We start from the raw sequence: 26,044 nt of genomic DNA on the forward strand, positions 1-26,044 counted from the left end.
TCGCGGCGTATCTATTGTAAAAATAAGAAAGTATTCGAAAAAACGACTTATTTTATACTTGATAAGATGACTTCTCATATCGCACTGAACAACGAAATCAGCTCACAACCACAGGCACCTCCGCCAATATTGGACGGGCGCCTGAATTTGCTTTCGCGAGCCGATATCGACAGCCGCGCGAACCGTCGCGCAGTGATCGCCCTTCGCGAGTAATTTCGAAATGGGACAGTTGCTTAAAGCGCATTCGTGTCACGGCCAGATGGCAAGGTCGCCATTTGCAGTGCGCATTCCGCGAATCTCTGGGATCGCGGACTTGTTCTCGGACACAGACGTGAATCGGCAAGCTGCGCAGATACGCAACTCGCTATCGCAGGACTGCTATCGCAGGACTGCTATCGCAGGACTGCTATCGCAGGACTGCTATCGCAGGACTGCTATCGCAGGACTGCTATCGCAGGAGATAATTGATAGGATAAAAGTCTAGATGCGGGTAACGACGCACGCGACCGGGCTATACTTGGCCCGATACAACAGCGCGTGCTCGCGAATGCCATCCAGCCAAACGCCACGGCCTGCATAGCGATATCCCTCACCCATCGGGATCAGGCGAACAGGCATTGCACGGTGCGGGGTCAGGTACAGATGGCCGGTGACAATATCACCGGGAAAGGTCACCCGGCCGGAGGTCAGCTTGTAGACCGCCCCATTCTGACAATCGACGGAGAAGGCAGCGCCTGGAAGCAGGCCTTCGGCATGCGAGACAGTTGCACCGGAAGCCATTCCGGCCGCCACCAACAAACCCAACAGCGTGTGCTTGAAGCGCATCTCAATCCCCTCGTCGACCTCACCCTGGCGCATTAAGAGCCCAAGATGCACGGAAGTACAAGATCGCGAAGCGCATAAAAAGTCGATATCAGGCCGATTGTCGACGTTGTGTTGTCGAACTATCTCAGAGCGCCAGCGGCAAGGAAGAGCCCCCGCCGAAGCCGTCCACCTCGGCCGCGGGCAACATGTCGGTCTCGCTCTCATGATGCGGACGCGCGGCATAGGGCGCGGCGAACAGGCTGACGCCTTTGTGGTCGATGGCGAAAAGCGGCATGAAATGCGGCAGATCGCGTGTTTCCGACAGTCGGGAGTAGCGATTGTCGAGCACCAGCCAGCGGCCATCGACACGGACGGTCAGCACCGCATGGTCCTGGCGCACCGCCATGTCACGCACCAGCATCATCTTGATATCGGCCTCCGGCACGCCCGTTGCGACGAGCATGGCGAATTTGGCGATCGCATAATCTTCGCAATCGCCGATGCCCGCAGATAGCGTCTCAAGCGGCGAACTCCACAGATCGGCGACGCCGTGTTGCTGATAGTCTCCGACATAGCGGATCGCATAGTTGACGTCGCGATTGATCGCCTCGACGCGTGTGCGCAGACCCAACTCGGCGGCGGAACGCGTGACGGCAACAAACTTGCGCGCACCGGCGGCGCAGTTCTCGCTATCAGCCTTGCAATCCTCGATCGATTTCAAGTCGGCGCGCATACGCTCTTCCACACCGCGCCATTTCGTCCATAGCAGCCCTTCAGGCGCGCGGAACGTGAACAGGCCGAACGGCTCCTCGCTGGTGGCAGGCAGGATCGCGGCCGGAGACGGCGCATCGCTGATTACCTTGGCATCTGATCCCTGCGACGCGTCCAAGGATGCGAGTTCGATATTGCCGGGCTTTGCACGGTTCTCGCTGTCACGCTTGGCCAGCACCTGGTTGATCGTGAAGAACCGAACCGGCGGCGCGGTCATGCCCGCGATCACCGATTCCATCACAGGGCGCTCAAGCACCATCTTCTTCGCGCGTGACTTTGCAAATGCTCCATCGCAAGCGCTGACGCTTACAACACCGGCGAGCACGAACCCCAGCGCACGCGGGAATGCCCGCGTCTGATCGATACGCAACATGACTGACGCCCCGTTGTCCGGAGCATCAGCCGACGTCATTGCGTCGATCCCCGTCCGGATCTTGTGGCATCAGGGATAAATCGGGGGCTGCTTCGGGCCGGTTAAAACACGTCAACCTGGGCTTGTATGTCGTTAAACGCGCTCAATCGCCTACCAACGCATTCGCTCGAATTTTAGTGAAGCCTGCGTTTTAAGAGTTCGTTGACTCTGACGGGCTGGGAGCAAGGTAACATACGGAGCAGCGGAGATGCTCCGTAGCGCTATCAGCGTTCGCGAAACGCCTCGTCACGCAGCATGCGCGCAGGCTTCACGAGATAATCCAGCACCGACTTCTTGCCGGTCAGGACTTCGACTGTCGCTACCATGCCGGGAATGATCGGCAGCGGCTGCTCGGCAGTGCCGAGGTGGTTCTTTTCGGTGCGCACCATGACGCGGTAGAACGTCTCGCCGCGCTCGTTCTTGTCACCCTTCTCATCGGTGATGGTATCGGCGCTGATACGTTCGACCCGGCCGTGCAGCGAACCATAGACCGAAGAGTCGTAGGCGCTGAGCTTCACCACCGCCTCATGGTCCGGACGGATGAAGGCGATGTCCTGCGGACGAATGCGCCCCTCGACCAGCAGCGTATCCTCAAGCGGCACGATCTCCATCACGCTGGCGCCTGGTGCAACGACCGCACCAATGGTGGTGACGTTGAGTCTGTTAACGATGCCGTAGACCGGCGACCGCAGTTCGGTGCGCCGAACGCGATCCTGCGCGGACTTGATGTTTTCGTCGAGCACCGCGAGATCGCCGCGCGATTTCGCGAGATCATCTTCCGCCGTGGAACGAAATGCCGTGGTGATATTCAAAAGCCGCGACTGCGCTTCCTTCACGGCGGCCTCGGTCTTGACCATGGTCGCCTGCACCACCGCGAGCTGGCCGCGCATGTCGGTGGCCTGCCGGTCGGACCGCAGCATCTCGATCTCGGGAACGACCTTCTGCTCATAGAGCCGGCGCGTCAGCAAGGTTTCGCGGGTCAACAGCGTCAGCGTCTCGGAGAAGCGGGTTTCCGACGCACGGAGCTCGTCGATTTCCTTTTTCTTCTGCCATTCCTGCTGGGCAATCACGTCGATGTCCTGCGCAAGCTTGCGCATATGGGCGTCGAACACGCTGCGCTCGGTCTGAACCGCACGCGGTGCAAGCTTCGTGAGGTCTTCCGGAAACTCGACGCTGGTCTTGCCGAAGGTCTCTGCCTCCAGTCGGATCACGCGGGCAGCCATGGCACCGCGCCGCTCGCGGATTTCGCCAAATTGCGCCGCGAAGTTCGTATCTTCGATGCGCGCCAGCGGCTGATCTTTCCTGACGATGGCGCCTTCCTGAATCAGCAATTCGCTGATGATGCCGCCTTCGAGCGATTGCACCACTTGGGTCTGGCGCGACGGCACCACCTTGCCATTGCCGCGCTTCACCTCATCCAGCACGGCGAAGTGTGCCCACAGCAGGAACACGACGAGCAGACCGGTGACGGTCATCAACAACATCCGCGCCGTGCGCGGCGTGCGCATTTCCATGGCCGCACGAACGTCGTTCGAAAATGCGAAATCAGACTGCGACATTGACCGGCCTCCCCGCGGCTTGAGGAGCCTGCGGCTGCGGACGCAAGCGCGTCAGGATCTGATCGGCAGGACCGTCGGCGACGATCTTGCCGTTGTCGAACACCAGAATGCGGTCGACCAGCGACAGTAGCGACGGGCGATGCGTCGAGACGATAATGGACATCTCACCCTTGGCGAGCGTCTTGAGGCGATCGAGGAATTCACCTTCACTGCGCACATCGAAATGCGCCGTGGGTTCGTCGAGAAACAATACGCGCGGCTTGCGGATCAGCACGCGCGCGAGGCCGATCGCCTGTTTCTGGCCGCCCGACAGGCTACGGCCGCCTTCGGCAACCATCATATCGTAGCCTTGCGGATGACCGGCGATGAAGGTCTCGACGCCGGACAGCCGTGCAGCCGCGAGCACTTCCTCATCGGTCGCATCGGGACGGCCCAGCGTGATGTTGTCGCGCAGCTTGCCATAGAACAGATCGGTGTCCTGCAGCACGAAACCGATGCCGGCGCGCAGGTCCGCCGGGTCGTATTGCCGGATATCGATGCCGTCGATCAGGATGCTGCCTTCGCTCGGCGGATAGAACGCCGTCGCCAGACGGCCGACCGTGGTCTTGCCTGAGCCGACCCGGCCGATGATGCCGATCTTCTCGCCAGGCTTCACATGGAAAGAGATGCCGTCGAGCGCTTTGGCCGGGCTGTTCGGATAGGAAAAGCTGACATTGCGGAATTCGATGCTGCCCTTGGTGATCTCGCGGGCCACGAAGATCTTTTCCGGCGGTCGCTCGCGCTCCGTCGCCATCAGGCGATCGATCGACCGCAGGGCCGACATGGTTTGTGTCGCGCGCGTCATCACGGCCGCGATGCCGGCGATGGGACCGAGAATGCGGCCCGACAACATATTGGCCGCAACCAGCGCACCGACCGACAGTTTGCCGTCGAGAATGAGGAACACGCCGACCACGACCAGCAACAGGCTGCACAACTGCGTCGCCACGCTCGCACTGGTCATCGCCAGCGACGACCAGAACTGCACGCCTTCGCTTGAACGCGCCGTCGCGGCGACGGAACGTTCCCACACTGTCTGCACCCGGCTCTCGCCAGCAACTGCGCGAACGGTCTCGATACCGTTCAGCGATTCGATGAGGATGCCGTGGCGTGCGGCCGATTCCGCCTGCAGGCGCTTCATCGCACGATCGAGCGGCCGCTGGATCAAGAGACCGACGAGGATCATCACAGGCAGCATCGCCAGCGGGATCCAGGCCAGCGGGCCGGCAATCACGAACAGCACTGCGATGAAGATGATCGCGAATATCATATCGGTCGCCGACACGACCGTGCCCGATGTGAAGAATTCGCGTACCGAGTCGAAGTCGCGCATCTGATTGGCGAGAATGCCGACCGAGGGCGGACGCTTGTCCATCTTCAGCGCCATCACATGTTCGAAGATGTTCGACGCCAGCACCACGTCGATCTTCTTGCCGGTCATGTCGATGATGCGGCTGCGGACCACCTTGAGCAGGAAGTCGAAAGCGATCGCCAGCGACAGGCCGATACCAAGTGCAACCAGCGACGGGATCGCGCCATTCGGAATAACGCGGTCATACACGCTCATGGTGAACAGCGGCGCGGCGAGCGCCAGCATGTTGACGATGAAAGCTGCAATGGCGACATGGCTGTAGTTGGAGCCGAACCGGCTGACGACGGACCAGAACCAGTGAGCCTTCGGCAGATCGCCGGCGGCGATCGCGCGCGGATCGCTGACGGACGCCGGACGGACGAAATAGACGAAGCCGGCATATTTCTCTTCGACGGCTTCGATCCGCTCCATGGCGATCGCACCGTCACCGACGGGGGTTGCCAGTGTCAGACGGCCACTCGCCAGATCGATGCCGCGCAGAATCCGCGTCGAACCATCGTGAAACAGAAGCACAGCAGGCAGGACCAGCGCAGGGATATCCTTGAGCGGTCGCTCGTTCAGTTCGGCCTCGAGGCCCGCCCGCTGCGCCGCGCGCTCATACAGAGCCGTTGTCAGCACGCCGCGCTCGACCGGGAGACCGGCAAGCAGCGCACTGCGGCTGACAGCTCTGCCGTGATGAGCGGCGAGATAAAGCAGGCTGTCCGTTAACGGATCAGCATGCTGATGCTCGACCTCCGCTACGGGCGCAGCCGGCAGGTCCATTGCAATATCGAACTGGGGTGAGCGAATGTTCAATGCAGCCTCGGAAATTCCAGGCGCCTTGTATGACCCGTGCGCGGATCTACTGGCCTTACAAAATATGACTTGCCAGCTTTACAGGCGATCCTTGCGGAGCGCCTGCACTATTTCGCGGTTCAGACGAATTGCTGAACTTACGGTAAACCCGACCGCGGATTATAAATCCGCGTGCTTAATTGGTTAACGGCGCCCCGCAGAAGCATCGGCCGACACGCTGCCCTGCCCGACCTGGCCCGATGTCACGAACAATGCGTTGGCGTTCGACAGATCTTGCGAGGCCCAGCGATCACCGAACAGCACGGCTTTCGGTTCCAGCGCCGGTGCGAAAGGCGAATTCCAGGTCTGGAAGGGCAAAACCGTATTAAGCGGTTCGGATCCCGGCTCCGGCGCCGTCAGCAGGATCGGCGGCAGGCGATACGGGATCAGGCCGGATGCACGGCTCTCGATCGGCTCAGACTCCGGCGGCTTGCCGGTCTTCAGATAGGATAGCAACTGTCCCATGGCTGCCAGCAACTGATAGTCGGCGAACACGGTGACGCCGCGTGCAGACACCAGCGAGACGTTGGCGTTGAAATACTGGTTCTGCGAGTTCAGCAGATCGATCAGCGTGCGCTGACCGAGTTCATATTCCTTGTTGTAGGCCACGAAAGTACGGCGAGCGGCTTCAACTTCACGCACTAGCGCTGCTGCACGTTCCGTCGTGATCGTGCGCGCAGCCCATGCTTTGTCGAGCGACTCCAGCGCATCACGCTGCAGGCGTGCATGGCGCTGCTGCTGCTCGATCATACGTTCGCCAGCTTCGGCGCGCTTCCACGCATCCTGACCGCCGCGGAAGATATCCCAGCTGACGACAACCTTGCCGCTGACTTCGTCGCGGTTGCCCGGATAGGTGATCGAATCCTTGCCGCGCAGCGCGCGGCCTTCCAGGGCGACGTTCGGAACGAATGCGCCGGCGGTCGAGTCGAAAGCACGCTTGGCCGCATCGACATCTGCACCAGCGGCGCGGATCGTCGGATTGTACTTGAAGGCGACGTCAAGCGACTCGTTCTTGGTTGCCGGCATATCTGGCAAGCGACCGGGGAAGCGCACATTGAACGGCTCAAGACCGACGGTCTTGCGATACTTGGCGCGCGCGAAATCGAGGCTGAGGCGGAAATCCGACAACACGGCTTCTGCTGCGGCTACACGCTCTTCCGCCTGCTGGGTATCGCCCTCACCGGCACGACCGCCAGCGAAACGCGCGCGGACATTGGCGCGCAGTTCGAGATGAACCTTGAGATTTTGTTCGGCAAGCGCGACCAGACGCAAATAGCGGGTCACATCGACATAGGCTTCAGCCGCATCGAGCGCGATCAGTTCGGTCCGTTCAAGCACCCGGAACGCCGCAGCATCGACCCGCGCAGCCTGACGCCAGATGTCGTTGATTGACGCAAAGCCGTCGAACACCAGCTGGCGCACCGTTACCGACGCCTCACTGCCGTTGACATAAGAGCCATTGCCGGCCGGCGCAGGGACGATTGCCCGGTTCAACATCTCGGGGCCGGTATTCGCCTGCAGCCTGATCTGAGGCAGCAAAGTACCTTGGCTCTGGCGAAGCTCGGCTTCGGTGGCGCGGCGATTGGCAGACGCCTCGCCGACACCTGGGTTCGTCTTTACCGCCTGATTGATGGCGTCAAGAATGAAAAATGGCTCGGCTGCATGAGCGAACTTGCCGCTCGATCCTAGCAATACAACTACAAGGAAAATCTTTGCGATCTGCTTCATGGATTGAGCGCTAACAAGAAACGGAACTTGCCGCAATCCGAAAGCCACATTTTGGATCGAAAACTGACTCATTGTTGCAAGAATGCATTACCTCGTCCGGAGGCGGCACGGTCCGCTTATCCGTCACGGCGCTGTCATTTTCGTCCCTGATTTCAGGTATTTATCAATACCTAACAACAGGTTAACACGATTTCGTGAGTGGCAGAACTGCCCCTAGGACGATGAATGCGCGCTGGGCGGGCCAGAGCGCGCCCAATTGTGGCAACCATCGCTATTTCGTAAAATGGAAAAAGATACGGCATGAAGGGATCGCGGTAACCCCTCACCGGCACCAATTCAGGCGAATGCACGCTGTGGGTGCATCGATTCGGGCGAGTATCGCCCGACGGCCGCTAGTTCCGCTTGTAGTCATCCTCGATGCGAACGATGTCGTCCTCGCCGAGATAGCTGCCCGTCTGCACCTCGATCAGCTCGAGCGGAATCTTGCCGGGGTTTTCCAGACGATGCGTGGCACCGAGCGGGATGTAGATCGATTCGTTCTCGTGGACGGTCTTGATCAGATCGTTGATCGTCACCTTCGCGCTGCCACGCACAACGATCCAGTGCTCGGAGCGATGGTGGTGCATTTGGAGTGACAGCCGCTCTCCGGCTTTCACCACAAGGCGCTTGACCTGATAGCGCTCGCCATCCTCAAGGGCCTGCACAGATCCCCATGGGCGATGCACCTTGAGATGATCCTCGGTGACCTGCGGCGCCGTGACCTTCAGCTTCGCCACAAGCCGTTTCAAGCCGTTGGCATCCTTCTGACGGGAGACCAGCACGGCGTCGTGCGTCGCCACCACCACGAGATCGTCGACGCCCTCCAGCGCCACCACCGGACCATCGCTGGCCACGTTGCAGTTACGCGAGTCCTCGAACACAGCCACGCCCTGCGCGGCATTGCCTTGCGCATCCTTGTCGGACAGCTCCCACACTGCGAGCCACGAGCCGACATCCGACCAGCCGCAGGACACCGGCACCACGGCCGCCTTCCTCGTCTTCTCCATCACGGCATAGTCGACAGAGATCGATTTTGCCTTCCCGAAAGCGTCCGCATCGAGCGTAAAGAAGCCGAGATCGCGGCCGGCTTTCGCCACAGCGCTGGTGATGGTCTCGACACTATCGGCGTCGACACCACGATATTCATCGAGCAGCATCCCCGCCCGAAACATGAAGTTGCCGCTGTTCCAGAGATAGCCGGCCTCAATATAACCGGTTGCCGTCTGCAGGTCCGGCTTCTCGACGAATTTGGCGACGCTCTTCACCTTGTCAGAAAGCGACTGGCCTGGTGAAATATAGCCGTATTCGGTGGCCGGACGCTCCGGTTGCACGCCGAACGTCACGATGTGCCCGGCATCGGCAACCACCAGACCAGCCCGGCACGCCGCCACGAAAGCCGGGACGTCGCGCACCACGTGATCAGCCGCAAGTGCAAGCACGACCGCGTCCTCATCGCGGGTTTGGGCGAACGCGGCACCGGCGGCAATGGCCGGGCCTGAATCGCGCCGCGCCGGCTCGAGCAGAATGTCTGCATCGAGCCCGATCTCGGCGAGCTGTTCGCGCACCATGAACCGATAGGCGGCACTGGTGATGACAATGGGACGATCGAACAGGCCAGCATCAGATACGCGAATCACGGTGTCCTGAAAGGTAGAGCGCGGCCCGAATAATGGCAGGAATTGCTTCGGGCGCCCCTCACGCGACGACGGCCACAGGCGCGTCCCGGCACCGCCACACATGATCAGGGGAATAATGCGCTTGCTCATCAGTCGCTCTCAACCCTTCGCGTTCAGATTACCGTAGTGGCTGCGATACCACGTCACGAATTGCCGAATCCCCTCCTCGATCGAGGTATCCGGTTTGAAGCCGACGTCACGCATCAGATCGTCCACATCGGCAAAGGTCTCAGGCACATCGCCCGGCTGCATCGGCAGCATCGTCTTGATCGCCTCAAGCCCCAGTTCCTTCTCAAGAACCGAGACCACATGCAAAAGGTCCTCTGGCTTGTGGTTACCGACGTTGTAGATTCGCGCTGGCGCCTCGTCCTCGCTACCGGTCGGCACATGATCAATCAGCCGCCCGATAGCACCGACAACGTCGTCGACATAGGTGAAGTCGCGTCGCATGTTGCCGTGATTGAAGAGCTTGATCGGCTGCTTGTCGAGGATCGCCTTGGTAAACAGGAAGATCGCCATATCCGGCCGGCCCCATGGACCATAGACGGTGAAGAAACGCAGCCCGGTGGTCGGCAGGCGATAGAGATGGCTGTAGGAATGCGCCATCAACTCGTTGGCCTTCTTCGTCGCAGCATAGAGACTGACCGGATTGTCGACCCTGTCGCTGACGGAGAACGGCTTCTTCTTGTTGGCGCCATAGACCGAGGATGACGACGCATAGAGCAGATGCGCGCAGCCATTGTGCCGGCATCCTTCGAGGATATTGAGAAAACCCTCGAGATTGGCATCGGCATAGGCGTGTGGCTGCTCGATGGAATAACGCACACCCGCCTGCGCAGCGAGATGAATGACAACAGGGAATTTGTATTCGCCAAACAGCGCCGAGATCGCGGGACGAACTGCCAGATTCGCTCTCACAAAGGTAAAGCGAGGCTGGCCCTCCAGCAGCTTCAGCCGCGCCTCCTTCAGCGCCGGATCGTAATAGCTGTTGACGCTATCGAGACCAACGACCGTTCGGCCTTCGGCCAGCAGCTGCCGCGTCACGTGGAAGCCGATGAAGCCGGCAGCACCGGTGACAAGGATGGGTTGTTCAGACATCGTGTCCCCAGACATTCGCCAGAAATCGCCATGTTGCATGACGATCCGTGTCGCATTCCATTAGCCATCCAGGCGATGATGTTGCAACACTTCGGCATCGCAGCATCCGATTGCGTCAGAAGCGCGGCCTTCGCCGCTAGCTATGCCATGAAAACAGGGTAAGAAGAGCCGCCGTGCATAACTCCGAACTATTTGTCTCATTGCGACCCAAATCTTCCCCGCAACGCATGTCTTTCCTGCGATCAATGTCATCCCGATGTCGTCATTCGAATTGATTACAACCTTCGTCGCTCTGGTTGTAGCCGCCGTTCTGTCCGCGGTTTGCATCAACGCTATTCATCCGCTGCTCATCCGCTATGCAATGGCGCGACCGAACGCCCGATCGTCCCACAAGGTGCCGACACCGCAAGGCGCCGGCATCGCGGTGATATCAGTCGCGCTGCTGGTTGCCGGGTGCTCGATTGCAAGTCTTTCCGTTTCAGCGACACCGGCGCTGTGGGTACTATTCGGGGCAACGATCCTGATCGCGACCATCGGCGCGATTGATGATCTGCGTCCGATTTCCGTGACGCCGCGACTGCTGCTGCAAGCCGTCAGTATTGCCGCGATCCTGTTTGCTCTGCCCCCGACACTGCAGATTACACCGGACCTGCCTCTCTGGATCGAACGCGGCTTGCTGCTGCTGGCTGCACTCTGGTTCGTCAATCTCGTGAATTTCATGGATGGGCTCGACTGGATCACAGTGGCCGAAGTGATTCCGATCACCGCGGCGCTGGTGCTGATCGGCTTCTCCGGGCAACTGCCGTTATCAACGGCGCTCATTGCCGCTGCGCTCTGCGGCGCCACACTCGGCTTCGCGCCGTTCAATCGGCCCGTTGCGAAGATGTTTCTGGGCGACGTCGGCAGCCTCCCCATCGGGCTGTTGCTGGCTTGGTGCTTCCTGCAACTCGCCTATGCGCACCATCTGGCTGCCGCCATCCTGCTGCCGCTGTATTACCTTGCCGATGCGACCATCACCCTGCTGCGGCGGTTGGCAAAACGCGAACCGGTGTGGCTGGCGCATCGCTCGCATTTCTATCAGCGCGCGACGGACAATGGCTTCACCGTGATCGAGGTGGTGCGAACAGTGTTCGTACTCAATATCGGCCTGGCGGCCCTGGCCGGGCTGTCGATCTATTTCCGCTCAGGCGTCACCGACACAGCTCTGCTTGTCCTTGGCAGCGTCGCCGTCGCCACGGCATTGCGGGCATTCTCGACGCCGCGCCGCTGACGCAGACTCACTGCGCCGCCGCCCGATATTCCGGCACCGCATCCTTTAGCGTCGCCACAGCGACCTCGTGCTGATCCGCCTCAATGGCTTTCTGCAAGATCGCAAGCCAGCTGTTCAACGTCTCCAACGGCAGTTCGTTCGGGCGGGCAGCGACGATGCCGGCAATACCGATCTCGCTGGTTGGCTCCTGCTCGGCGAACAATATCTCGTTGAGCCGCTCGCCCGGTCGAACACCCGTGAATACGATATCGATATCGTAGCCGGGCTGAAGACCGGACAGCCGGATCATGCGGTCGGCGAGATCGACGATCTTCACCGGCTGCCCCATGCTGAGCACATAGACCGATGCGTCGGCATGCTGCGCATTCATCGCATGGGTTGCAGCGGTGACGACCAGATCGCAGGCCTCGCGGATGGTCATGAAGTAGCGCACCATATCGGGGTGCGTCACCGTCACCGGCCCACCGGCTTCGATCTGCGCCTTGAACTTCGGCACGACGGACCCATTCGACGCCAGAACATTACCGAACCGCACCGAGATTAGCCGCATGGGTGATTTGGCGTCACTGCCGCTGATGGCGTCGCCATCGAGCGCCTGGCAATACATCTCGGCAAAACGCTTGGTGAGGCCAAGCATCGACACCGGCTCGATTGCCTTGTCGGTCGAGATCATCACCATCGCATCAGCGCCCGATGCGAGCGCCGCATCGGCGACATTCACAGAACCGAAGATGTTGGTCTTGACACCCTCGCCCCAGTCACGCTCCAGGATCGGCACATGTTTCAGCGCGGCTGCGTGAAACACCGCATCCGGCTTGAAGGCGATCATCAGTTGATGAATGCGCTCGCGGTCCCTGACATCGGCGATGCGGCCCTCGATCGCTGCGCTGGTGACTTTGGCCGCCAGCTTTTCCATAGCCGCATGAAGCGCCGGTTCTGAATTCTCGATAATGAGCAGCCGTGCCGCGCCGAACGTGATGACGCGGTCGCAGATCTCGTAGCCGATCGAGCCGCCACCGCCGGTCACGACGATCGCCTTGCCGCGCACGAAATTCTCCAGTCGGGCATAGTCGATCTTGACGCTCGGCCGCAGCAACAGATCCTCGACTGCCACCGGCGCCAATTGCGGCGTATCGCGGCTTTCCTCGAGCGACGGAATCCGGCTAACCGTCAGCCCAAGCTTGCGCGCACGCATCAATACCGACTCAGGTAACGCCTCTGCTTCAAACGCCGACGGCGTCATCACGATCCGTTCGATCGGGCGTTGCCGCGTGCTGAAGTCATCAACGACATTACCGAGATCATCGATGCCGCCCAGGACCGGCACACCTCGGATCGCCTGTCCACGATCGGACATCGCCGGCGATAAGATACCAACCGGCCACATGCGCTTGACGGCACCACTCTCAATACCGCGCAAGAACACCTCGGCATCGGCCGCACGACCAATCAGCAGTGCCGGTGACGCATCCATCGCGCGCGCCTGATTGCGCGTACGTGTATAACGGAAATAGCGATAGGCCAGTCGCGATCCGCTCAGAAAGAAGATCTGGATGAACCAGTAGATAATGATCGTTGTCTTGCCGAGGAAGAACGTGCCGTACACGTTCGGCGCCAGGAAGATGTAGTCGAGCACCAGAAGCGCGCCCGTCAGCACCGTGGATGCCTTGATGATATTCAGCAAATCGGGCAGCGAAATGAAGCGCCACTTCGTCGTCGTCAAATTGAACAGGTAACAGACGAAAAAGCTGAAGACGACGAAGTACGGCAGGATCTTCAGGAGCAGCGGCAGCCGATCCCACAGATTTTCGCCATCGAAACGCAGCACGAAGCTGAGAACGACCGCGGCCGCCGTGACGATGGCGTCATGCGTCGCAATCAGCCAGTTGCGGGCAGAAAACTGTGTGATGCGTGTCATGACTGTCCGCTGCGCGCGCGCTCGACCAGCGACGTCGTGCTGTGGCCTTGCAGGATATCGATCAGGATCACCTCTCCGCCGTTGGCGGCGACAACCTCATGGCCGACCACCTGCTCTCGCGTGTAATCGCCGCCTTTGACCAGCGTCGCCGGCGCGATCTGCGTAATCAGGTTCAGTGGGGTATCCTCTTCGAAAATCACGACCAGATCGACCGCTTCCAGCGCCGCAAGCACTTCCGCGCGGGCGCGTTCGTCCTGCACCGGGCGCCCTTCGCCCTTCAGACGCTTCACCGACACGTCGCTGTTGAGGCCGACGATCAGGCGATCGCAAGTCGCTCGCGCTGCCGTCAGAACCTTTACATGACCGGGATGCAGGATATCGAAACAGCCATTGGTGAAACCGATCCGCAACTGCTGCTTGCGCCAGTCGGCCAGTTGCGCATTGAGCTCAGTCGATGCCACGATTTTCTCTTCAGCGGCCAGAAATGCATGCGGCAAAATCCGGCGACGCAGTTCGGACGGTGTGACCACCGCCGTCCCCTTCTTGCTGACAGCGACCGCTGCCGCGGCAGTTGCCGCGCGCAATGCCGCTTCCCAGTCAGCTCCGGCCGCCAGCGCTACAGCCAGCATCGCCGCCACCGTGTCGCCGGCACCCGAGACGTCGCGCACCTTGACCGGCAGCGCCGGCACATGGATGGGCTCGCCATCGCGTGGCACCAACGTCATGCCATGCTCGCTCTGGGTCACCAGCATCGCGGCGCAGTCCGCCAGAATCATCGCTTCCTGCGCGGCGGTCGCGATGTTGATGTCGCTGTCTGCACGGCTGCGCGTTGCCTCGGCGAATTCCTTGCGGTTCGGCGTCAGCAAGGTCGCGCCGCGATAAATCGCAAAATTTGCGCTCTTGGGATCGACGATGACGCGCTTGCCGAGCTTCTTCGCTGCGTCGATGACGTTGCGGATCACCCGCGCGGTCAGCACGCCCTTGGCGTAGTCGGACAGCAGTACGATGTCGACACGCGCGAGTTGCGGCAAAATTGTATCGATCAATTGCTTCTCGATGGCGGCGGACGCGGGCGCAGCCAGTTCCCAGTCGGCACGCAGCATATGCGTCGAGAAATGCTCGGACACAAAGCGCACCTTGCGCGTCGTCGGGCGCGATGAATCCGTGACCAGCAATGCTTCGATCAGAGGCTCCTGCGCGAGCGCATTCTTGAGCGTTGCACCGGCATCGTCCTCACCGACCAGACCGACAAAGATGCATTTCGCGCCGAGGGCTGCAATATTACGTGCGACATTGCCGGCGCCGCCGATATTGATCTCGCTGCGCCGAACCGCGATGACCGGCGCAGGCGCTTCCGGCGAAATCCGCGACACCTCGCCATAGACGAATTCGTCGAGCATCAGATCGCCGACGCAGAGCACTGTCTGGTCGGCAATCGCGTGCGACAGGGCGTCGAAATCAAACATCACACCGGTACCTGTTGTGCCGTCAACGGAAGCGATCGGGCTGGTCGAGGAAGCCCTTCACATAATGCGAGACCGCATCTTCCAATGTTGTAAAACCGCCGTTGTAGCCGGCGCCGCGCAACCGATCGACTTCGCTCTGCGTGAAGTACTGATAGCTACCGCGAATCTGCTCGGGCATGTCGATATAGTCGATGTTCGGCCTGGTGCCGAGTGCAGTGTAGGCAGCCAGCATCAGGTCCTTGAAGCTGCGCGCGGTTCCCGTCCCGACATTGAAGATGCCGCTGACATTGGGTGACGCCAGCAGCCACATCATTACGCGGACGACGTCCTCGACATAGATGAAGTCGCGGCGCTGATCGCCATCGGCAATACCTTCGCGATGCGACTTGAACAGCTGGATGCCGCGGCCGGCCTTGATATCGTCGAAGCGCCGCGTCAGCACGCTCATCATCGAGCCCTTGTGGTACTCGTTCGGCCCGAACACGTTGAAGAACTTCAGACCGGCCCATTGCGGCGGCATCTTTTCGCCCTTGGCGACGCGCTCGGCCACCGCGAGGTCGAACAGGTGCTTGCTCCAGCCGTAGAGGTTCATCGGCCGCAGTTTTTTGAGTTCGGGAATGGTCTGCTCATCGCGAAAGCCCTGCGCACCATCGCCATAGGTCGAAGCGGACGATGCATAAATCAGTGGCGTCGCATTGGCCGTGCACCAGTCCAGCAGGCGCATCGAGAGGCGGAAATTCGTCTCGATCACAAGATCACCGTCGGTCGCGGTGGTTTCCGAAATCGCGCCGAGATGAATGACCGCATCGAGCTTGCGGCCCTTCAGCCAGTCCATCAGCTCGGCTGGCGGCACTACATCTGCAAGTTGCCGCTTGGCAAGATTACGCCATTTTCCATCATGGCCGAGCACGTCGCAGACGGCCACGTCCGCGCGGCCGGCGTCATTCAACGCGGCCACGACATTCGATCCGATAAAACCGGCTCCCCCGGTCACAAGCAGCATGAAGTCCCCGATCTCATGATTGACCCACCTTTGCCTCAACCCTGCCCCACAGGCAACTTGGGCAACGGGATGTTCGTCGCCGCCATGGGGACATGGTTGGAAACATCCCAAATGGCTTTACCTGTCCGAATGGAGCGGGTACCGACGTGAGCCGGATATAGCCCGCGGCAGAACAGCGAAGTCCTTGAAAGAATGAACGTAAATTCCCCATACCAGGGCGTGATGGTCGATCCGGACGATACCCGGCCGATCCTGATCGTGCCCTATATGTGGATCGGTGATTTCGTCCGGGGTCATACAGTCGTCCGGGTCCTGAAGGAGCGCTGGCCGAACCGGCCGGTGGATTTGCTGGTGACCAGACTGGTCGCCCCGCTGGTCGACTACATGCCGGGCGTGCGCGCAGGCATCGTCTGGGACCTGCCTCGCAGCCAGCTCGCGCTCGCCAAGCAATGGGAACTGGCGGCCACCCTGCGCGCCCGGAACTATGGCACCGCGCTGGTGATGCCGCGGACCTGGAAATCGGCTCTGGCACCCGCTCTGGCGGGCATCCCGGAGCGCATCGGCTTTGTCGGCGAGGCGCGCTTCGGCCTGATCAATCAGTGGCGCTGGGGCGAAAAGAAACTGCCGCGCATGATCGACAAGAAATGCGCGCTGGCGCTGCCGGACGGCACGCCACTGCCGCCGGAATGGCCGGTGCCCCAGTTCCGCGTGCCCGCCGACGAGATCGCGCGCTGGCGGCAGACCAATGGACTGGGAACCGGTCCGGCGGTCGCGCTCGGTCCCGGCTCGGTCGGTTCCTCCAAGCGCTGGACCTATTATGCCGAGGCCGCAAAACTGCTGGTCGAGCGCGGGCTGGACGTCTGGGTCATCGGCGGCCCGGGCGAGAAGGACCTCGCCAACGAAATCATTGCCGCCGCCGGTCCCCGCGCTCGCGACCTCACCACGGGCGACCTGCGCAATGGCGTGATCGGCATGGCCGCCGCCAATGTCGCCGTGGCCAATGATTCCGGCCTGATGCATATTGCGGCCGCCGTGGGCACGCCGACCGTCGGCATTTTCGGACCGACCAGCCCGCAGCTTTGGGGACCGCTCAATCCGCTGGCGGCCACCGTGCAGACCAAGACCATCGTTCCCTGCCAGCCGTGTCACAGACCGGTCTGCACCATGAACAACCATGCCTGCATGCGGGACATTCCGGCCGACGATGTCGCCGAGATTATCCAGAGCGTGATGGCCGAGGCGTCCAACAGAAGCGCGCAGATATGACGACCACGCAAGCAAAGCCCGCAGCGTTTCTCGATCGCGACGGCGTCATCAATTACGACGACGGCTATATGGGCACATCCGATCGCATCCGCTGGATGCCGAACGCGGCCAAGGCTATTCGCCGGCTCAACGATGCCGGCTATTTCGTCTTCCTGTTTTCCAACCAGTCCGGCGTCGCACGCGGTTATTTCACCGAAGACGAACTCAATACGCTGTTTAAGTGGATGCGCTCCGAACTCGCGGCACAAGGCGCCCGCATCGATGACGTCCGCTATTGCCCGCATCATCCGGCTGGATCAGTTGCTGGCTATCTGGAAGATCATCACTGGCGCAAGCCGAGCCCGGGCATGATCCTCGACCTGATGCAGCACTGGCCTGTGCAACGCAAAGGTAGTTTTGCCATCGGCGACCGCGATTCGGATATCGAAGCGGCCAAGGCTGCGCACCTGCCCGGCTTCCTGTTTGCAGGCGGCGACTTGGACGCGTTCGTTGCGGATATCCTGCAGGGTCAGAGCAGCCTGCGATAAACTTCCGCGATTCCGCGCGCTTCTGCATCGAGGCTGAATTTGTCGAGCACACGCTGGCGCGCACGTTCACCCATGGCTGCAGCGGCATCGGGATCGCGCATCAGCGGCTCCAATGCTAGCGTGAGTGCCACTGCATCGCCGGTTGGCACGAGCTTGCCGGTCACGCCCTCCTCGACCACGATCTCCGCGGCGCCCGCACGCGTTGCGACCAGCGCGGCCCCCGCCGACATCGCCTCGATCAGCGTCAGACCGAAGCCTTCATTGCGCGAAGTGAAAGCGTAGATCGTCAGGCGTTGATACCATCGCTCGACCTCTTCGATCGGCAACTCGCCGGTGATAACGATGCGCGACTGCAGACCGGCATCGGCGATCTTCTTCTTGAGGTCATTGGCAAAGCCGATCTGGTCCGGCGTGATTGCGCCGACGATGACGGCGATGAAATCGGGATAGCGCGGCAACAACTCGCACATCGCCTCGACAAACAGATCGGTGCCCTTCTGCGCGCGCACGCGGCCGAAGCAGCCGATTGCATAGCGCCCCGGTAGCTTCGCCTCGGCAAACGCCGCTCGGCGATCGATGGGCGGCGCGTAGCGGTCGGTATCCACACCATGCGTCACCACCGTCGCAGACCGTTTCAGATATGACGCGGAAATGTCGCTGGTCGCGATGATGGCATCCATCCGGCTGATCAGCCAGCGTGTGATCCAGGTATGACGGCGCTGCGCTGCCGAGGTGAAGAGCAGTTTCATCGGCCACCCGAGCGCCTTGAGCAGAACGCCGGCAATCATCTCGTTGTTGCGCCGCGCGTGCCAAATCACAGGCTTGCGGCGCAGCCACAATTTCACGAGATCGCCGATATCCATGCGCGCAATGCCGGCGGGCGCGTCGGATCCAAGCCAAGCCGCGTCGAACATGTCTGCGAGTTTCGGCGCCACCATGCGGTTGGTCGCCGTCACACCGGAGTAGCGCCAGTGCAGATTCGTGACGATCAGCTGCAGTTTATCGGCCGTTTTGCCCGCAATCGGCACAGGTGACTCCATTTCGCCCGATTTCCTATACGCAACATTAAGCATAGTGGCCAGTTGCCGGCCGTCGAAACCCACTCTTCATCCCGGGCGCGATAGCGTTCCCAAAACGGGAGAGTGAGTAAATCCAATGACCGTCCTTGTCACCGGCGGCGCCGGTTATATCGGAAGTCACATGGTCCATGCGCTGGTGGAAGCCGGCGAGAGCGTGGTCGTGATCGACAATTTGTCGACGGGCTTCTCAACATATCTCCCCGAGGGCGTTCCGCTGTTTATCGGCGATGTCGCTGATGAGAACCTTGTCGAGGGCGTCATTGCTGCCCATGGCATCGACGCCATCATCCATTTTGCGGGCTCTGTCGTCGTGCCGGAATCGATGCGCGACCCGCTTGCCTACTATCGCAACAACACGATGACGACACGCAACCTGCTCAGCGCGGCAGTGAAATGCGGCGTCAAAAAATTTATCTTCTCATCGACCGCTGCCGTCTACGGCAATCCCGATTTTACGCCCGTGGCAGAAGATGCCCCCACACGACCGCTGTCGCCTTACGGATCATCGAAGCTGATGACCGAGATCATGCTGCACGACATCGCACCGGCCTATGGCATGGAGTTTGTCGCGTTGCGTTACTTCAACGTCGCCGGCGCCGATCCGCAGGGCCGCACAGGCCTCGCCACCATGGGCGCGACGCATCTGCTCAAGATCGCCGTCGAGGCCGCCACTGGTCAGCGCAGCAAGATCGACGTATTCGGCACCGATTACCCGACGCCCGACGGTAGCTGCATCCGCGACTTCATTCATGTGAGCGACCTCGTTCAGGCCCACCGCGCCGCATTGAGCTACCTGCGCGAAGGCGGCGCATCCACGACCCTCAATTGCGGCTATGGCCGCGGCTATTCGGTGCTGGAAACCATCGAAGCCGTGCGCCGTGCATCGGGCCGAAATTTCGCGGTTCAGTACGCCCCGCGCCGCGACGGCGACATCATGACCATGATCGCCGATACCACCCGAATCCGCGCGACGCTCGACTGGACGCCCCAATACGACGATCTCGAAACCATCGCCCGCCACGCGCTGGCCTGGGAAGAGAAGCTCGCCCGCGAGCGCCATGGCATCGAATTGATGGCGAAATCGGCCTGAGTAGTTTGATCAGCGCCGGCACTGCGTCGGCGTCTCGCCGAAACGCCGACGAAATCGCTGATTGAAGTATGAGATCTCGTTGAAGCCACTGGCTAGCGCGATTTCACTGATCTTCAGCCGATCACCCTGCTCGCTCGTCAGCAAACGCATTGCATGTTGCAGACGGCGCTCCAGAAGGCGTTCGGTGAAACTCGATCCGGTATCTTGCAGAAGGTCCTGGAGATAGCGCGGCGACACATCCAGCCGGCGCGCGACCTGCCCCACCGAGAAACCCGGCTCCGCGAAATGGCGATCGATCTCGGCGATGATTTCCTGCGTTCGCGACGCGCGCAGACCGCGCATCGACGCAAGTTGTGCAGCGTCGCCGCGGGCACCTAGCGCGAGCGCCGTCAGATCCAGCAATGTCGTGCTGATATGGCTGTCGAGCTCCGCATCATGCGGATCGCGCAGCAGATCGACCGAGATGTCGATGTAGCGTCGCAGATGAGCCACGGCTGCGCGCCGTTCGTCGAGCGGCTGGATCAGGAGATCGTCGACATTTCCAATGAGAGGCAACAGGCGCTCCCTACTGACGGTCAGCGTCGTCGACGAGAAATCCGCATCCGATCGCAAATCTGCCGGACGTCCGTTCGTGCCGAGAAAAGCGCAGTCTGACGACAAGGCCGTTTCGCGCCCCACCTGATCGACGACCAGCGTCCCCTCGCCTCGATGAAACATCAAACAGAAATCATCGTCCGGCCCGCGCGAGATTGCCGTTCTGGATCGTCGGATTCGACTGAACGTGCCGCCGAACCGGGTGACCCGCACATTCGAATAATCTGCCCAGTGCACGAAAGCCGAGAATGGCTGATCTTCAGCACGTGTGATGTCCACGCAGCAGGTGAGCGCTTCCATGTTTTCGCACCACAGTGCGAATTTTTGGTGATCCAGCAATTCCGGATCAAATCCATCTGAGACGAAACTGGCCTGATGCATACGTCCAACTCATTTCCGACGAATAGTGTAGCAACACAGAACAAACTCATCACGAAAAATCTCGGCAGTGCGACGTTCTGTAACCGTGGTTGTATAGTGCGCATATGTGCTGTTGCGACAACGCCACATCGACGCGAAGTTTAGTGGCAGTGCGCGAGAGCTAAAATCTGCTACGCGCATGAACAAGACCTCTCCGCCAGCCCTGTCATTGTGCACGTGGAAGCCGCGAGTCCCGGCATCATTCGCAGATGCCTTGGCTCGACGACACTTCACATGCGATCGCCGATGACGGCGATGCATCGGAAATCACTTGCCGAGAGCAAGAAACTGAGGGGCCTGATCATGAAGAGAGTATTCGCTGGCGCAGCACTGCTTGTCGGTGCAGCCGTTCCTGCCATTGCGGCCGACATGCCCTATCCGGTGAAGGCGCCAGTCGCGCCGGTCCAGGTGTTCTCCTGGACCGGCTTCTATGTCGGCGCCAATGTCGGTTTCGGCGGCGACAAGTTCGACTATCCGTTTCAGGCTACACAGCGGCAGCTGCAGGCCGAGGCAGCCGCGCTCGTTGCCAGCACCAACGGCAATTTCAGCCTGACCTCGAGCGGTTTCTTCGGCGGTGGACAGGCTGGCTACAACTATCAATACAACGGCGGCTTCGTCGTCGGCATCGAGACCGACTTCCAGTGGTCCGGCATCAAGGGCCGCTTCGAGGGCAATCAGACGCTGAACAATAACGGCGTGACCACGTCCGCGGCATTCGGCACCGGCTCCGAAGTCGAATGGTTCGGCACGATTCGCGGACGGCTCGGCTATGCATGGGACCGCGTCTTCCTGTACGGCACCGGCGGCGGCGCCTATGGCCGGGTCAACACCAACGGGAACTTTACTCTGACCGGCCCGAATGGTGTGCTCGGCCAGGTTGCGGCGGTGTCGGCCGGCCAGACACAGTGGGGCTGGACCGCGGGCGCGGGCCTCGAATACGCATTCACCCCGCAGTGGTCATTCAAGACCGAATATCTCTATGTGGATCTTGGCCGGAGCACGCTGTTCTCCACTGCCGTCAACGACATCGCCAATGGCTTCTCATCCAACTCCAGCATCGCGGTCGATACCAGGTTCCACACCATGAAAGCGGGCGTGAATTACCGGTTCTGATCGGGTTACATCCTGCCAACCGGAAGCATGGCGCGTACCTGTCGCGTGCCGTGCTTCCGAGAGATTCCAGGGCAAAATCGGCCCGAATCCGGTGACGGACACCGCCGGGCCAATGGGTTAACAAAGTCTTGGCAAGCCCGATTTTGGCTTGAAAAACCGCGATTTAACGGGCAATCAGGCGGCTGTTTCGCAAGCTGACCCTGACGCCTCGGCAAATCCCTGCCCGGCGCCGTCGCTGGACCGCGGATGGCCAAGATTACTCGCAAAGTCACTGACGATCCGTACGGCGCCTGGGCGCTGATCCGCCGCTTGGTCGCCGAACAGGCGGTCACCTATTGGCGGCGCTACCTCCTGGCCTTCCTGCTGATGGCCGTCTCCGCCGCGACTACCGCGGGCGCCGCCTATATGCTCGGCGAGGTCATCAACCAGGCCTATGTGGACAAGAGCATCGAGCGGATCGCGCTGTTCTCGGGCTTCGTGGTGGTGATCTTCCTGATCAAGGGCGCATCGACCTACGGCCATACCGTCATTCTCTCGAAGATCTCCAACGCCATCGTCGCGAACAATCAGCGCCGGCTGTTCGCCAAGCTGATGAACGAGAGCATCGGCTTCTTCTCGGAGCGGCATTCGTCAGAATTCCTGCAGCGGCTCACCGCCGGCGCCAATTCGGTGACACAGGTGCTCAGCCTGCTGATCAACGCCGTCGGCCGCGACCTGCTGTCGCTGATCGCGCTAGTCGGCGTGATGGTGATGCAGGATCCTTATATGGCGTTGTTCGGCTTCCTGGTGGCGCCGCCTGCGATGCTGGTGCTGCGCAAGCTGGTCCGGCGCATCAAGGGGCTCGCCCGCAACCAGTTCACCGGCACCACCGAGATTCTGGAAGTGATGCAGGAATCGCTGCAGGGCATCCGCACGGTGAAGGCCTTCACGCTCGAACAGACCATGCAGCAGCGCATGGAAGCGAGCATCACGGCCGTCGAGCAGAACGCCAACAAGATGGCGCGCGTCTCCAGCCGCTCCAGCCCGCTGATGGAAACCCTCGGCGGTTTCGCCATCGCGGCGTCGCTGATGTATGGCGGCTATCGCGTGGTGGCGATGGGCGCGACACCCGGCCAATTCTTTTCCTTCGTCACCGCCTTCCTGCTGGCCTATGAGCCGGCGAAGCGGCTGGCGCGGCTGAACATCGACCTCAACAGTCAGATCATCGGCGCGCATACGCTGCTGGAAATCGTCGACAGCCCGGCTTCCGAGCCGAATGACGACCACAAGCCGGCGCTGAAGCTGACCGATGCGCGCGTCGAATTGCATGACGTGACGTTCCGCTATCGCCCCAACGAGGTCGTGCTCAACCGCATGAGCTTCGTCGCCGAGCCCGGCAAGGTGACCGCACTGGTCGGCCCGTCAGGGGGCGGTAAGTCCACCGTGCTCGCGCTGCTGCTGCGACTCTACGAAGTCAGCGAAGGCGATATCACCATCGACGGCCAGTCGATCGGCCAGGTTTCGCGGCGCTCGCTGCGCGGCCAGACCGCCTATGTCGGCCAGGATGTCTATCTGTTCCGCGGCACGATCCGCGAAAACATCGCCTTCGGCAAACCGGGCGCCACGGAAGACGAGATCGTCGCGGCAGCCAAGGCCGCCTGCGCCCATGATTTCATCATGGGTTTCCCGCTCGGATACGAGACGCCGGTCGGCGAGCATGGCGCACAACTCTCCGGCGGCCAGCGCCAACGCATCGCCATCGCGCGCGCGCTGGTGAAGAACGCGCCGGTCATCCTGCTGGACGAAGCTACCGCAGCGCTGGATTCCGAATCCGAAAAATCGGTGCAGGAAGCCATCGAGCATCTCTGCCAGAATCGCACCACGATTGTCATCGCCCACCGCCTGCACACGATCATGCATGCCGACGCCATCTTGGTGGTCGAGGGCGGCGAGATCGTCGAGCGCGGCCGCCACGACGACCTGCTGCGCCGTGGCGGGCGCTACGCCTCGTTCTTCCGCTTGCAACATCGTGATGCTTCGCCGCTGGCACCGCTTCATGCGTCGGCGTAAGACTTGCCTCTGTTTTCTGCCGCGCAAGCGCGGCATCCGTTTTGATCCCAGCCTTCACAACCAGCCCGAGAGCCGTCCATGACCGCATCGTTCGTTATCGCTCCTCCGCCGCAGGCCGCCATCGCCGTTCAGGGCGAGACTACGAAATTCCCGGTTCGCCGCGTCTGGTGCGTGGGCCGCAACTATCTCGAGCACATCCGCGAACTCGGCAATGACGAGCGCAACCCTCCCTTCTTCTTCGCCAAACATGCCGACATGATCGTTCCTGATGGCAGCGAAATCCCATACCCGACCCTGACCAAGGACATGCAGCACGAGGTCGAGCTCGTCGTCGCGCTGAAGAGCGGCGGCCTCAACATCTCGCCGGACAAGGCGCTCGATCACGTCTGGGGCTATGGCGTCAGCGTCGACCTCACCCGCCGCGACCTCCAGACCATCTCGCGCAAGAAAGAGCAGCCCTGGGAAATCGGCAAGTCGTTCGACATGTCGGCGCCCACCGGCGCGCTCGTCCCCGCTTCGAAGGTCGGCCATCCCTCCAAGGGCAAGATCTGGCTCTCGGTGAACGGTACCGAACGCCAGAAGGGTGACCTGTCCGAAATGATCTGGAATATCGCCGAGATCATCGCGAAGCTCTCGCTGCAGGTCGAACTCGGCGCCGGCGACGTGATCCTGACCGGTACCCCGGCCGGCGTTGCAGCGCTTCAGCCAGGCGACAAGGTCGAATGCGGCGTCGATGGCATCGGCACCTTGAAGTTCGAAATCACCGCGCCCAAGTAAGGGCCGCACGCCTTTACTGCGAAAGGCCGCGCATGATGCGCGGCCTTTTTCGTTTCGGCTCCATCAGGGAAGCGATCCATGCCGCTCGAACTAGGTCTCGACACGTTCGGTGACGTCACACGTGGTGCAGACGGCGAAATGCTGTCACATGCACTAGTCATCCGGAATGTCATCGACGAGGCCGTCCTCGCCGATCAGCTCGACGTCGACTTCTTTGGCGTCGGTGAGCATCACCGCGCAGACTTTGCCGTATCGGCGCCCGAAGTCGTGCTCGCGGCCATCGCGACGCGCACCAAGCGCATTCGCCTCGGTTCCGCTGTGACCGTGCTGAGCTCCGACGATCCGATCCGCGTCTTCCAGCGCTTTGCCACAGTAGACGCGGTCTCCAATGGCCGCGCCGAGGTCATTCTCGGCCGCGGCTCGTTCACCGAATCCTTCCCGCTGTTCGGCTTCAAGCTCGACCAGTATGAGACGCTGTTCGAGGACAAGCTTGATCTGTTCGCCGCGCTCGCGTCCGAGCCGGAAGTAACCTGGAGCGGCACGACCCGCCCGCCACTCACCAATCAGCGCGTCTATCCACCGATCGATGCCGGCAGGCTGATGACCTGGATTGGCGTCGGTGGCAGTCCCGAGTCGGTTGTTCGCGCGGTGCGCTATGACATGCCCTTGATGCTGGCGATCATCGGCGGCGAGCCCGAGCGATTCAAACCCTATGTCGATCTCTATCATCGCGCCTATGCGCAGATTGATCGGCCGGTGAAGCCGATAGGCGTGCATTCACCTGGCTATGTCGCTGCCAGCGACGAGCAGGCCCGCGAGGAACTGTGGTCCGACTACAAGCAGATGCGCGATCGCATCGGCAAGGAGCGCGGCTGGCCGCCGATGCAGCGCCGCGAATTTGATCAGGAAGCCGAACACGGCTCGCTCTATGTGGGATCGCCCGAAACAGTCGCAAAGAAGATTGCGAAGACAGCAGAGACGCTCGGAATTTCGCGCTTCGATCTGAAATACAGCGCGGGACCATTGCCACACGAGAAGCTAATGACGTGTATCCAGCTATACGGAACAAAGGTCATTCCGATGGTCCGAGAGATGCTCAAATAACAAAAAGCCCCGGATCACTCCGGGGCTTTTCTTCTT

The 26,044-nt window shown here is 61.0% G+C and carries 20 protein-coding genes; 8 read left to right on the forward strand and 12 right to left on the reverse strand.

Features of this window, described 5'->3' with window-relative positions; all coding sequences use genetic code 11:
• Positions 1 to 480: 480 nt before the first annotated feature.
• The 7 genes from HP556_RS08985 to HP556_RS09015 form a co-directional block, all read right to left on the reverse strand.
• Positions 481 to 825, reverse strand: a complete 345-nt coding sequence (locus HP556_RS08985) for a hypothetical protein (protein ID WP_089268234.1) — start codon at positions 823 to 825, stop codon at positions 481 to 483.
• A 124-nt stretch (positions 826 to 949) separates the two neighbouring features.
• Positions 950 to 1,987, reverse strand: coding sequence for a transglutaminase-like cysteine peptidase (locus HP556_RS08990; RefSeq protein ID WP_246297539.1), 1,038 nt, complete (start codon positions 1,985 to 1,987; stop codon positions 950 to 952).
• Positions 1,988 to 2,211: 224 nt separating this feature from the next.
• Positions 2,212 to 3,546 (reverse strand): HlyD family type I secretion periplasmic adaptor subunit, encoded by a 1,335-nt coding sequence (locus HP556_RS08995; protein ID WP_116660556.1) that lies wholly within the window; start codon positions 3,544 to 3,546, stop codon positions 2,212 to 2,214.
• On the reverse strand, positions 3,533 to 5,719 hold the full coding sequence (locus HP556_RS09000) for a type I secretion system permease/ATPase (RefSeq protein WP_089268213.1): 2,187 nt from the start codon (positions 5,717 to 5,719) through the stop codon (positions 3,533 to 3,535). The genes HP556_RS08995 and HP556_RS09000 overlap by 14 nt, the downstream gene beginning before the upstream one ends.
• Positions 5,720 to 5,935: 216 nt before the next feature.
• Positions 5,936 to 7,519 carry a TolC family outer membrane protein gene (locus tag HP556_RS09005; RefSeq protein WP_093761952.1) on the reverse strand — a complete coding sequence of 528 codons (1,584 nt, stop codon included), beginning with the start codon at positions 7,517 to 7,519 and terminating at the stop codon, positions 5,936 to 5,938.
• A gap of 392 nt (positions 7,520 to 7,911) precedes the next feature.
• On the reverse strand, positions 7,912 to 9,324 hold the full coding sequence (locus HP556_RS09010) for a mannose-1-phosphate guanylyltransferase/mannose-6-phosphate isomerase (RefSeq protein ID WP_175366700.1): 1,413 nt from the start codon (positions 9,322 to 9,324) through the stop codon (positions 7,912 to 7,914).
• Positions 9,325 to 9,333: 9 nt separating this feature from the next.
• On the reverse strand, positions 9,334 to 10,332 hold the full coding sequence (locus tag HP556_RS09015) for an NAD-dependent epimerase (protein WP_175366701.1): 999 nt from the start codon (positions 10,330 to 10,332) through the stop codon (positions 9,334 to 9,336).
• A gap of 256 nt (positions 10,333 to 10,588) precedes the next feature.
• Between HP556_RS09015 and HP556_RS09020 the strand changes: the two genes are divergently transcribed.
• Positions 10,589 to 11,602 carry an MraY family glycosyltransferase gene (locus HP556_RS09020; RefSeq protein WP_175366702.1) on the forward strand — a complete coding sequence of 338 codons (1,014 nt, stop codon included), beginning with the start codon at positions 10,589 to 10,591 and terminating at the stop codon, positions 11,600 to 11,602.
• A gap of 7 nt (positions 11,603 to 11,609) precedes the next feature.
• Here the strand turns inward: HP556_RS09020 and HP556_RS09025 are convergent, their stop codons facing one another.
• Genes HP556_RS09025 through rfaD form a run of 3 tightly spaced genes read right to left on the reverse strand, consistent with a single transcriptional unit; the run spans position 11,610 to position 15,989 of the window.
• A complete protein-coding gene (locus HP556_RS09025; RefSeq protein WP_175366703.1) occupies positions 11,610 to 13,520 on the reverse strand; it encodes a nucleoside-diphosphate sugar epimerase/dehydratase in 1,911 nt (636 codons plus the stop codon).
• Complete coding sequence (gene rfaE1 / locus HP556_RS09030; protein ID WP_175366704.1) at positions 13,517 to 14,986, reverse strand: D-glycero-beta-D-manno-heptose-7-phosphate kinase; 1,470 nt, start codon at positions 14,984 to 14,986, stop codon at positions 13,517 to 13,519. The genes HP556_RS09025 and rfaE1 overlap by 4 nt, the downstream gene beginning before the upstream one ends.
• A 22-nt stretch (positions 14,987 to 15,008) precedes the next feature.
• A complete protein-coding gene (rfaD, locus tag HP556_RS09035) occupies positions 15,009 to 15,989 on the reverse strand; it encodes an ADP-glyceromanno-heptose 6-epimerase (RefSeq protein ID WP_175366705.1) in 981 nt (326 codons plus the stop codon).
• Positions 15,990 to 16,181: 192 nt separating this feature from the next.
• On the opposite strand from rfaD, the gene waaF reads away from it, so the two are divergent.
• Both waaF and HP556_RS09045 read left to right on the forward strand, forming a co-directional pair.
• Entirely contained in the window at positions 16,182 to 17,255 is a 1,074-nt protein-coding gene (waaF, locus tag HP556_RS09040; protein WP_175366706.1) for a lipopolysaccharide heptosyltransferase II, read from the forward strand.
• Entirely contained in the window at positions 17,252 to 17,782 is a 531-nt protein-coding gene (locus HP556_RS09045; RefSeq protein ID WP_093761968.1) for an HAD family hydrolase, read from the forward strand. The genes waaF and HP556_RS09045 overlap by 4 nt, the downstream gene beginning before the upstream one ends.
• On the opposite strand, the gene HP556_RS09050 is transcribed toward HP556_RS09045, so the two are convergent.
• Entirely contained in the window at positions 17,764 to 18,822 is a 1,059-nt protein-coding gene (locus tag HP556_RS09050; RefSeq protein ID WP_246297542.1) for a glycosyltransferase family 4 protein, read from the reverse strand. The two genes, HP556_RS09045 and HP556_RS09050, sit on opposite strands and share 19 nt — an antisense overlap.
• A 115-nt stretch (positions 18,823 to 18,937) precedes the next feature.
• Between HP556_RS09050 and galE the strand changes: the two genes are divergently transcribed.
• Entirely contained in the window at positions 18,938 to 19,951 is a 1,014-nt protein-coding gene (gene galE / locus HP556_RS09055; RefSeq protein WP_175366707.1) for a UDP-glucose 4-epimerase GalE, read from the forward strand.
• 9 nt (positions 19,952 to 19,960) lie between these two features.
• Here galE and HP556_RS09060 read toward each other — a convergent pair whose 3' ends face one another.
• Positions 19,961 to 20,926 carry a helix-turn-helix domain-containing protein gene (locus HP556_RS09060; protein WP_175366708.1) on the reverse strand — a complete coding sequence of 322 codons (966 nt, stop codon included), beginning with the start codon at positions 20,924 to 20,926 and terminating at the stop codon, positions 19,961 to 19,963.
• Positions 20,927 to 21,268: 342 nt separating this feature from the next.
• Between HP556_RS09060 and HP556_RS09065 the strand changes: the two genes are divergently transcribed.
• The 4 genes from HP556_RS09065 to HP556_RS09080 all read left to right on the forward strand — a co-directional run bounded on the left by HP556_RS09065 (position 21,269) and on the right by HP556_RS09080 (position 26,008).
• The gene (locus HP556_RS09065; protein ID WP_175366709.1) at positions 21,269 to 22,078 is read left to right on the forward strand and encodes an outer membrane protein; all 810 of its coding nucleotides are present in this window, start codon (positions 21,269 to 21,271) and stop codon (positions 22,076 to 22,078) included.
• A 246-nt stretch (positions 22,079 to 22,324) separates the two neighbouring features.
• Positions 22,325 to 24,127: an ABC transporter ATP-binding protein gene (locus HP556_RS09070; RefSeq protein WP_093761976.1), complete on the forward strand. Its 1,803-nt coding sequence runs from the start codon at positions 22,325 to 22,327 to the stop codon at positions 24,125 to 24,127.
• A 78-nt stretch (positions 24,128 to 24,205) separates the two neighbouring features.
• The gene (locus tag HP556_RS09075) at positions 24,206 to 24,904 is read left to right on the forward strand and encodes a fumarylacetoacetate hydrolase family protein (RefSeq protein WP_175366710.1); all 699 of its coding nucleotides are present in this window, start codon (positions 24,206 to 24,208) and stop codon (positions 24,902 to 24,904) included.
• A 78-nt stretch (positions 24,905 to 24,982) separates the two neighbouring features.
• Positions 24,983 to 26,008 carry an LLM class flavin-dependent oxidoreductase gene (locus HP556_RS09080; protein ID WP_175366711.1) on the forward strand — a complete coding sequence of 342 codons (1,026 nt, stop codon included), beginning with the start codon at positions 24,983 to 24,985 and terminating at the stop codon, positions 26,006 to 26,008.
• Positions 26,009 to 26,044 lie beyond the last annotated feature (36 nt).

This window comes from Tardiphaga robiniae, assembly GCF_013359755.1.
Taxonomy (GTDB): domain Bacteria; phylum Pseudomonadota; class Alphaproteobacteria; order Rhizobiales; family Xanthobacteraceae; genus Tardiphaga; species Tardiphaga robiniae.